Here is a 9,457-nt window from a genome sequence, read left to right as displayed (position 1 = left end):
AGGAGAAACTGCCGCTTTATCTGGGGTTCTTTGAGTTCGTACACAATGCCCGTAAGCGAGGAAAGGCACTGCTGGGCAACCTATTGGAGACCTTGTTGAACTAGCTCCCCAAAATCCGTATTGAGCCTTGTATTCTTTGCCTTTACTCGCATCCTAAAGAACCGAGAGCAGGGCAACCTCTTTCCAATGAGGGAGTATGGCGCTAGATGGGGAAGCGATCGCTTGTATAGCCGTCCGCTTCCTATAGCTGTGGTCAGTCTGGTTAAGACAGGTCTCCTATGAACGTTCAAACGTTTGAACGTTCATAGGGTTTCTGGATGTCCTAACCAACGTGACTATGGCTATACCTAAAAGAAAACGCTCCGCGAACGACTGCGATCGGGGTGCTTTCGGCCATTTAGCTCTCTCCAAAGGTAAAGCCTGCCCTTGTCCCCAAGTCGTTAGACTGCTGACTAAAGAGAACAGGGCCAGAGCTTTGGTGAGCCAACCGATTAACTTAGATTTGCAGCAAAAAGCGATCGCCATTCACGATCGACTCTGTGCCGAATATGGCTGTCCGATTCCTTACTTTCATACGCTCGACCCACTGAGCGAATTAATTTCATCGCTGCTGTCTCACCGCACCAAAAACCGCGATTCGGGGCGCGCTTTTAAGCAGTTGGTGGCTCAGTTTCCGACCTGGGCAGCGGTGCGAGATGCGCCCACGGCGGCGGTTGAGGCCGCGATCGCCCCCTGCACCTGGCCCGAGCAAAAAGCACCTCGCATTCAGCAGGTGTTGCAGTTAGTTGGGGAGGCAACCAACGGCGAATGGTCGCTCGACTTCCTACAAGATATGCCGACCAGGCAGGCTCGCGATTGGCTAGAAGCTCTGCCCGGCGTTGGCCCCAAGACCAGCGCGGCGGTGCTGTGCTTTAGCCAGCTGCGGGGGCGGGCGCTGCCGGTCGATAGCCACCACCACCGGGTTGCCCAGCGCCTAGGGCTGATTGCTAAAACCATGGCGGTAGGGCCATCCCATGCGCGGCTCGAAGCGCTCTTGCCCGAGGAGTGGAACGCCCAGCAGGTTTACGACAACCACGAAGTGATGATGCTGCACGGGCAGCGATGCTGCTTCTACCAAAAACCGGCCTGCGATCGCTGTGTGGTCTTGAGTTTGTGCCCCTACGGCCAGGCCAGGTAGCTGCCCTTAGCAGGGGTTCAAAAGTGGTATGTGCCTCTGGGCTGCCCACCGTCAGCCCATCCAGGAGAGATGAAAACAGCCCCTCCTGCTGAGCTACCCCCCACTAGCACAGCCGAAACGGCTACACCATCTAACTTAATTCTTGATCCTAAGCGACAATAATTAATGAGTGATTCAGCTTCTTTAGATTCCCGTTTCCACAGGAATAACGGGCATTTCCTGAGCGTTATGAACAAACCGTAACGGTTCTGGCTCCCTCCCAACATCGTCCTGGTTTGCCAACAAAGCCCTCCTACGCTGAAACCTATCGTAGGGGGGCTTTGTAGCCCTTTATCGCCCTACCGTGCTCATGTATGACCGCTGAACCAAACTTTGTCCTTGATTTGACGCTGGCGCTGGGGTGCTCTGCCATTGGCGGATACATTGCCCATCGACTCAAGCAGCCAGCGCTGTTGGGCTACCTAATTACCGGGCTAGTCATTGGCCCGTTTGGGCTGGGGCTACAGACCGATGTAGAGCAAATTCAGGCCCTAGCCGAGGTGGGCATTGCCTTTTTGCTATTTGCCCTGGGGGTCGAGTTTTCGCTGACAGAACTCAAGCGGGTGCGAGCGATCGCGCTCCAGGGCAGTCTATTGCAAATTGGGCTGACCACGCTGCTGGTGTGTTCGGTGTCGCTGCTCTCAGGCACGGCAGATTCTCCGCTGCAAGGCATTTTTTTGGGTCTGGTGCTGTCGCTATCGTCTACAGCGGTGGTGCTCAAAACTCTGACCGATCGCGGCGAAACTGCCACCGTGCACGGTCAGGTCATGCTGGGCCTGCTGATTGCTCAAGATATCGCCCTGGGCCTGATGCTGGCGGTGCTGCCGGTGCTCAACCAGCCCGATGCCCTGGGGCCAGCCCTGGCGATCGCGGCGCTCAAGTTTGGCCTATTTCTGGCTGGGGCGATCGCCCTGGGCCGCTGGGTAGTTCCCCGCCTGATTCAGCACATTGCCGCCACCGAGAGCAGCGAGCTGTTTTTGCTCACGGTAGTCGCCCTCTGTCTAGGGGTGGCCTGGGTAACCTCTAAACTGGGTCTTTCCATCGCCATGGGCGCATTCGTCGCTGGCCTGATGATTTCTGAAATCGACTACGCCGACCAGGCTCTGGGCAAAATTTTACCCCTGCGCGACACCTTTGCCTGCCTGTTTTTTGCCTCTATCGGCATGCTGATCGACCCCGATTTAATTATCAATAATCTGGGCAAAATTTTAGAGCTGGTGGCGCTGATTATGGTGGGCAAGGCGCTAATTATTTTGCCCATTGTGCTGGGCTTTGGCTATTCGCTCAAAACTGCTGTAAAAGCTAGCTTTGGGCTCAACCAAATTGGTGAATTTTCCTTTGTGCTAGCGCTGATGGGGCTAGAGCTGGGGCTGATTACCGAGCAGCGCTACTCGCTGCTGCTGGGCACGATCGCTATTTCGCTGATGCTCACCCCCCTGTGGATCAACCTCGCCCCTAGAGTGTCTGACTGGCTCCACGCGCTACCCGTGCTCAAGGACTACCTCAACCAGGTCGAAGAACCCAAGCTGCTATCGGTGCCCGCCGACCTGCGCGATCACGTGATTGTGGCAGGCTATGGCCGAGTCGGCGAGGTACTCGTGAACGTGTTGCTGAGCCGGGGCTACCCAGTACTGGTGATCGAAAACAGCGAAACCGCCATCCAGCGACTGCGAAACCGCCATGCCCCCCTGGTGCAAATCCCCTACGTCTATGGCGATGCCGATAGCGAACTGGTGCTCGAAAAAACCTGCTTAGAATCCGCTAAAGCGCTGGCCATTACCCTGCCCGACCCCACCACCACCCGCCTGCTACTGCAGCGAGCCCTGACCAAAGCCCCAGAGCTGGATATTATTGCGCGATCACACAACAACGAAGAGATCGACGTGCTCACCCAGCTAGGGGCCAGAGAAGTGGTGCAGCCCGAGTTTGAGGCCGCCCTAGAGCTAGGCTCTCACCTGCTCAACACCCTAGGCGAAAAGTCACTCGAAATTCAGTCGGTGCTAGATTGGATTCGCCAAGATCGCTACCGCAGCATTCGCCCCGTGCCCCAGGTCGGCGAGGGGTAAGCATCCGCTGCCAGGGCCGCTATCACTGCATGCGATCGATGGTGCGATACTGAATGGCTTCAGCGATATGGTGGGCCTGCAAATCGTCGGCTCCCCCGAGGTCAGCGATGGTGCGACCGACCTTAAGAATGCGATCCATAGCGCGGGCCGACAGCCCCAGTTTGCGCACGGCCCCTTCCAGGAGGGTTTTGCTGGCGTCATCTAGGGGGCACCACTGCTTGAGGTGGCGGCTCTGCATGTCGGCGTTGCACTGGAGACTGGGCTCGGGTTTAAAGCGATCGTGGGCGCGCTGGCGGGCGATTTGCACGCGATCGCGCACCGGTTCCGAGGCTTCCCCCTGCTGATGCTGGGTCATCTCTTCGGGCTTAATGCGGCTGACCACCACCTGCAAATCAATTCGGTCCATCAGCGGGCCAGAGAGGCGCGACCAGTAGTTTTCGCGGCTGCGGGGGCTACAGGTGCAGGGCTGCACCGAGTCGCCATAGAACCCGCAGGGGCAAGGGTTGGTGCTGGCAACCAGGGTAAACTGGGCCGGGAACACCACCGACTGCCGGGTGCGCGTGATGGTGACGTAGCCATCTTCGAGGGGCTGACGCAGATATTCCAGCACGTCGCGCTTAAATTCCGTCAATTCATCCAAAAAAAGGATGCCACGGTGGGCCAGCGAAATTTCCCCCGGCTTGGGATAGCTGCCGCCGCCTACCAGCGATGGCCCCGAGGCCGAATGGTGGGGGCTGCGAAAAGGCCGCGTATTGACCAGCGTGCCCTTCTCTTTGAGCAGACCCGCTACGGAGTGAATCTGCGTCACATCCAGCGCTTCTTCAAACTGTAGCGGCGGCAAAATAGAGGGCAAACGGCGGGCCAGCATGGTTTTACCGCTGCCTGGTGGCCCGACAAAAATCAAATTGTGACCACCTGCCGCCGCAATTTCCAGCGCCCGCCGCGCCTGGGCCTGACCTTTCACATCGCGCAGATTTAGGGCGTTGGGGGCAGCATTCATCACCAGCGTAGTATCGACAACCACCGGACTGTGCCCCGATGGATTGTTGAGGAAATCGGCCACCTCCGACAGATGATTGAAGCTGTAGACCGTTAGCCCCGGTACCACCGCCGCCTCGCGTCCGTTGTCGGTGGGCACCACCAGGCCACGAATGCCCAGTTTTTGCGCTGCGGCTGCGATCGGCAGCACTCCAGCCACCGCCCGCAGGCTGCCATCTAACGAAACTTCCCCTAAAAACAGCAGATCGTTGAGGGCGTCGGTATTCACCTGTTCTGAGGCGGCGAGAATGCCAACGCTAATCGGCAAATCAAAAATGGGGCCTTCTTTGCGCAGGTCGGCGGGAGTGAGGTTGATTACTACCTTGCGCATGGGGAAGGGGAAGCCTGCATTCTTGAGCGCGGCCTTGACCCGCTCGCGCGACTCCTGCACGGCGGTATCGGGCAGGCCCACGACTACCACACCGGGCAAACCGCCGGAGATATCGACCTCGACCCCCACTTTGAGGGCGTCGATGCCCACCAGCGCCGCGCTCCAAACCCTTGCCAGCATATTGTGTTGTTCCCTGAGATGGCCCCGATACCGAGGTTTAGGGTGCCCAGGGGCAGGGCTGCGATCGGCAATGGAGAGCAGAGTGACTTGAACAAAGTGCCGCAGTGCACAGCAAGCGTTGTCTGTGCACTGCAATCCAAGCCGCGTAGGGCTGATGCCACTGGGCAGGCTTGCTACGATCGCAGACCTCGCCTACGGGTCATTACAGCGAGGTATTCGCCGCTGCGCCCGGTGGGTATGGGGGCTGACCAGGCGACTTTATCGCTTTAGCCCAGCGCCACGAGTTGGCCAATGGCGTCGGTGACTGCGCCGTAGTCGCCCAGCAGAATGTGCCGCAGGGTTTCTTGCCGGTAGGTGGGCCTGCCCTGAGCAATGTTGAAGGGTAGGGTGAACGGTGCAGGGGAATCATCCCCTGGTGCGGGTTCTAAAAACATACGGATCCCCGTTTTCGCTAAAGAAAACGGGGAACTCATCCAGATCCCTCTCCCAATATCTAACGGACTCCTGACACTTCGGTCCCCTCCAATTGAGCACGTGGGTGTAGATCATGGTTGTCTTCACATTTTTGTGGCCTAACAGCTCTTGCACTGTGCGAATGTTGTAGCCATCTTCGAGCAAGGCCAAATGACTTCTCTGACTTGATCGAGCAAGCGTGGCGGTTGAGATAGTGACATAGGTAGATACTGAATAACCCCAAACTGAAGGGTGTGGTGTTATCCAGCACTTTTGATGGATAAGCATCCCAATCTCCAGGATTGACCATCAGATCTGCCGGATAACACTCCGAAACCTCGGGTTTATCCAGCAAATATTCTATTTAATTCCTTAAAACCTGGGCATTGTCCTGTAGATATGCTGGATAATGCAGGAAAGACAGGAGGATTTTGTCTAGCAGATCTGGCGCTTAATAAATAGTTGGGCTATTTAGGATATCGGTTGAGGAAGTAGCATGAAGCTTGTCCACTGGTACACATTGTTACGTCATCTCAATATCATTTATTGATGCTACCCTGAGTTTGATCACACCTCTTCAAAATTATGTCAAGGATTAATGTAGAGACTTTTGATTTGACGCAACTTCCAAGTGCAGAAGATGATGTTTTTGAATTTAAATCAAGTGGTACTCCATTTGATGCACTTAAGAAAAAACTAAGCTGTGCAGTGTCAGGCTTTGCAAACTCTGGAGGTGGATACTTTATTGTTGGCGTTGATGCCAATGGAAAAGCAGATGGTGGATTATCTCTGAACGTTGGCAAACAGGATCTACGTGATTGGGCTGATCAAGTTATTAATCAAGTGGAGCCAGTTCCTAGGTATGACATCAAACTAATCTACGACTCAATTGGGCAGGGTGCTATCCAGTCGGATTCAGCAGTTTTAGTAGTTGGTATTCATGAAAGTTATGCTGGGCCGCACATGGCTCCAGATAATCATTACTACATTCGAGCAGGTGCTCACACAGTCAAAGCCAAACATTTTATTGTCGATGCTATTTGGGCTAAGAGACACTTTTCAAAGCCACGATTGACACATCAATTTCGGCTGAAACCAGGAAAAGAAGAAGCTATACAACTAGGGATTCTTGCACTTACTGATTCACCAGCGGTTGATGCCAAAATTGTAGTCTCACCTCTCCCTCAGATGATTCAACATTGTGAGAGCCTTTTCCCGCTACAAATATCAGTTATTGATCGAAATAATCCTTTCTTCTTCGATGTGACAACTTACTTTAAAGCTGAAGAACGTTTTGGAGAGGATATATATCTTGAAGTGGAGTATTGTGATCTTGCTGGAAATTTTTACGCCTATAAATCTAAAATTGAAGTTACCGGATCAGTTCCACCAATTTCTATTGGAAACGATAATCCTGCCAAGATGGTAAAAGCACTTGAATCGATTAATAAAGCTCTGTTTCAACTTGCAACTTCACGCGAGAGTGCGGCCAAACCCAGCCTTATTCTATCCAAGCCGCTAGAAAGCGTATTTATAGATATTGAGAAGTTGATTCCTGAGCTTTTAGCAGAGATAAAAAATGATTTGTTTGAACATCCATTTGCACGAGAGCTTATTCTCATGCCCAAAGGTGCAGCTTATAACGGAGACCCTAATAACTTAGTGCTTGAGTATTATTTTGAAAATCACCCTTGGTTGAGAAGCAAGATGAGAATCTTGGAGAATTATGCTCTAATTTATGAGATCACTTACAATACCACTCCCCGTTTTGTTATCACTGAGGAGCTTGCTGCTTATTTAATAAGTAGTCAGACAAAATAGCTTAGCTCTTACTCATCTTTTCCAGCCGCCCAACACTGCACTGCAACGGACGGGGGGAAAGATCTCGGTGGTGCCTCAGAGCTTTCTTGCCGCCGTTGAGCTTCACCGTTAACTTGCTTCACCCATAATCGTGCCAATAGGCGCTTGAAGATTAGCAGCGTTTCTCAGCTCAAATCAACTGGATATGCGAGAAGTTCCTGGGTATTTACAGGCGCTTTAGATTGATTTGGCTGAGCGCGATCGCATCTAGCCGCCCAACTAGCCACAGGTCAAAAGAGTACCCGCGTGGGTGACGCTGTTAGCAAAGCTCTGCGACCAGAATAGATTCGTTAGCAAAGGCCAAGCGCAGCGCCCCGACTGGCTTTGGTTTTGCTATTCGAACTTAATAGTTGGGAGACTTTAATGGAAATTTCTACATTTGAACTGCTGGTCAAACGCATTGCGCCCCCACCGGCTCCCCCCACCGTGGCTCGCCGAGTCGTGCAGGGTTACTTCTTGACCATTTCCAACCTTGAAGACAAAGAATTTCTCTATACCTTAGACTTTCACATCAGCCTGCCAACCCCGCCTGACCCAGACCGCACCCTGGCTGGTAACGCCGTCGTTTTAGTAGATGTGGCAGGTGCAAACCAGCCTCTGACCCTCTCGCCTGCTGGTGCCACGGTGAACACCACGCGGTTCTCAACTAGCTTTCGCCTGGGGGCAAAGCAGACAGCTTCTTTGCAACTGCTACCCGACCTCACCCCAGCCCTGCTAGCAGATCCCAACCCTGATTTGGAAGTACGAGGATTTGTGCGGCTGCGGCTGCCCGCCGTCTTTAGCAATGCGGGTCGCCCTTTCCCCATATTTCGGCGTGTGCCCCAGAGCGACAGCCCGGTTAAAGTGCTGCTCAATCCGGAGATTCGCGGTACGTTTTTACCGAACAATTTCCCCGGTGGCGACGGCGATTTCGACCAAATTAACTACCCGCTGCCACTGGCCAGCGGCAAAAGCCTCAACGAGATTGCGCCCGAACCCGGTGGGCCAATCTTCATCCCCACTGAGCGGATTCCACAGTTGGTCGACCAACTGCCGCTGCGCGATCGCCCAACGATCGATTTTGCCGAGCTTGAGGAAGAAGATCGGGCGGCTGCGCTAGTGGAGGTGATCAGCCAGATTGAACCCAGTGCAGCAAATCTGCAAAACGTCAGTGACCTGCTCTCGAAGCTGGATATTCCGATCGCTATGGAATTGATTCGGCAATAGGCTGCGCTAAAGCCAATGGGAACTGCTGCCGCAGTTCCCACGCACCGTATTTGGAGTTGCGATCGCACCCTATGATTCAGCCTACGTTTCAGCCCGTTTCTTTCAGTTGGGTGGCCCTGCATCCAAAACCAAAAGGCGTTATTCAGTTTATTGGTGGCGCTTTTTTTGGCACCTTCCCCACGCTGTTTTACCGTCATTTACTCCAGGAGCTGTATCGCGAGGGATACACCCTGGTGGCGCTGCCCTTTCGGTTTTCGCTGCGCCATTGGCAAATTGCTTACAGCTTGCTAGAAGAGCAGCATCAGCTTCGGCAAATTTTACCAGAGCTAGCCGAGCACCAAGGCTATGACTCGGCCCTGTACCGGGACGTTTCAAGCTACCTGTGGTTTGGCCACAGCCTGGGCTGCAAATACATTGCTCTGCTAGAACTTCTCAGCGGCGACGAAGCGGCTGTTGCGGCGGCTCTGCCGGAAGACCTGGTAGACACCTACCACCGCAGCCCAGGGATTTGGAGTCAGGGCTCAGTCTTGCTGGCACCCGACATTAGCGACTTAGAAAGCGCCATTCCCATTCGATCGTTAGTGGCATTGCTCAACCGTCTACACATCAGCGTTCAACCCGATCGCCAGCAGACCCTAGATTTGATTCAGCAAAGTGCGCTGTTTAACCTGACAGCCATGATGTCGTTTGATCGAGATACCGTAGCGGGCAGTCTTTGCGACCTCGACCCAGGCGTTAGCGACGTACTGTGGCTGGCTCAATATCTTCAGACAAAGTCTGCTCCAGTTCAAGAATTGTCGGGCAAGCATTTGGAGCCCATCGGCTGGCGCATTGGTCGCTACATTGCCGACTTTAACCCCCTCGACAAATTTATCAAGGCTCTGGTGCAGTGGCAGGTGCACGACGTCACCTGTGGCCTGCTGCAAAGCCTGCAACAGATTTTGCCTGAAAAACCAGCGGATTGGTTGCCCTCTCAAGCCTACCCCTGTTAAGGTGAACGTTTGTTCTCCTTTTGCTTGAGGAGCCGAGCGGTGGCAACATGGGGATGCTTCGGATTAAACGGCTCCTTTTTAGCAGGTTTTTTGGGACCTCTGGGAGAGGACGAAA

Annotated in this window: 7 protein-coding genes and 2 pseudogenes; 6 read left to right on the top strand and 3 right to left on the bottom strand. The window is 53.9% G+C overall.

What is annotated here, in order from left to right:
* The 3 genes and pseudogenes from IQ273_RS35985 to IQ273_RS25490 all read left to right on the top strand — a co-directional run.
* Window positions 1-104: pseudogene (locus tag IQ273_RS35985) on the top strand (DDE transposase); the annotation flags it as partial.
* A 371-nt stretch (window positions 105-475) separates the two neighbouring features.
* Entirely contained in the window at window positions 476-1,177 is a 702-nt protein-coding gene (gene nth / locus IQ273_RS25495) for a Fe-S cluster assembly protein HesB (RefSeq protein ID WP_228053849.1), read from the top strand.
* A 353-nt stretch (window positions 1,178-1,530) separates the two neighbouring features.
* Window positions 1,531-3,282 carry a cation:proton antiporter gene (locus tag IQ273_RS25490; protein ID WP_194025950.1) on the top strand — a complete coding sequence of 584 codons (1,752 nt, stop codon included), beginning with the start codon at window positions 1,531-1,533 and terminating at the stop codon, window positions 3,280-3,282.
* A 22-nt stretch (window positions 3,283-3,304) separates the two neighbouring features.
* Here IQ273_RS25490 and IQ273_RS25485 read toward each other — a convergent pair whose 3' ends face one another.
* The 3 genes and pseudogenes from IQ273_RS25485 to IQ273_RS34010 all read right to left on the bottom strand — a co-directional run.
* On the bottom strand, window positions 3,305-4,831 hold the full coding sequence (locus tag IQ273_RS25485) for a YifB family Mg chelatase-like AAA ATPase (protein ID WP_194025949.1): 1,527 nt from the start codon (window positions 4,829-4,831) through the stop codon (window positions 3,305-3,307).
* Window positions 4,832-5,097: 266 nt separating this feature from the next.
* Window positions 5,098-5,304, bottom strand: coding sequence for a hypothetical protein (locus IQ273_RS34015; RefSeq protein WP_228053850.1), 207 nt, complete (start codon window positions 5,302-5,304; stop codon window positions 5,098-5,100).
* An 18-nt stretch (window positions 5,305-5,322) separates the two neighbouring features.
* A pseudogene (locus IQ273_RS34010) lies at window positions 5,323-5,449 on the bottom strand (tyrosine-type recombinase/integrase); the annotation flags it as partial.
* Between the two features lie 450 nt (window positions 5,450-5,899).
* Here IQ273_RS34010 and IQ273_RS25470 point away from each other — a divergent pair.
* The 3 genes from IQ273_RS25470 to IQ273_RS25460 all read left to right on the top strand — a co-directional run bounded on the left by IQ273_RS25470 (window position 5,900) and on the right by IQ273_RS25460 (window position 9,342).
* On the top strand, window positions 5,900-7,105 hold the full coding sequence (locus IQ273_RS25470; RefSeq protein WP_228053847.1) for a helix-turn-helix domain-containing protein: 1,206 nt from the start codon (window positions 5,900-5,902) through the stop codon (window positions 7,103-7,105).
* A gap of 402 nt (window positions 7,106-7,507) precedes the next feature.
* Window positions 7,508-8,350: a hypothetical protein gene (locus tag IQ273_RS25465; RefSeq protein WP_194025946.1), complete on the top strand. Its 843-nt coding sequence runs from the start codon at window positions 7,508-7,510 to the stop codon at window positions 8,348-8,350.
* A 71-nt stretch (window positions 8,351-8,421) separates the two neighbouring features.
* Complete coding sequence (locus IQ273_RS25460) at window positions 8,422-9,342, top strand: DUF1350 family protein (RefSeq protein ID WP_194025945.1); 921 nt, start codon at window positions 8,422-8,424, stop codon at window positions 9,340-9,342.
* The last annotated feature ends 115 nt before the right edge of the window (window positions 9,343-9,457 follow it).

It is taken from the genome of Nodosilinea sp. LEGE 07298, assembly GCF_015207265.1.
Taxonomy (GTDB): domain Bacteria; phylum Cyanobacteriota; class Cyanobacteriia; order Phormidesmidales; family Phormidesmidaceae; genus Nodosilinea.
The sequence above is the reverse complement of the archived record's forward strand: the minus strand, read 5'-3'. Positions and strand labels throughout refer to the sequence as shown.

Bases quoted from the DNA above. Each gene is read 5' to 3' on its own strand.
- IQ273_RS25490 (WP_194025950.1), top strand. From the start codon at position 1,531: ATGACCGCTGAACCAAACTTTGTCCTTGATTTGACGCTGGCGCTGGGG.
- IQ273_RS25460 (WP_194025945.1), top strand. From the start codon at position 8,422: ATGATTCAGCCTACGTTTCAGCCCGTTTCTTTCAGTTGGGTGGCCCTG.
- IQ273_RS25465 (WP_194025946.1), top strand. From the start codon at position 7,508: ATGGAAATTTCTACATTTGAACTGCTGGTCAAACGCATTGCGCCCCCA.
- IQ273_RS25485 (WP_194025949.1), bottom strand. From the start codon at position 4,831: ATGCTGGCAAGGGTTTGGAGCGCGGCGCTGGTGGGCATCGACGCCCTC.
- IQ273_RS34015 (WP_228053850.1), bottom strand. From the start codon at position 5,304: ATGAGTTCCCCGTTTTCTTTAGCGAAAACGGGGATCCGTATGTTTTTA.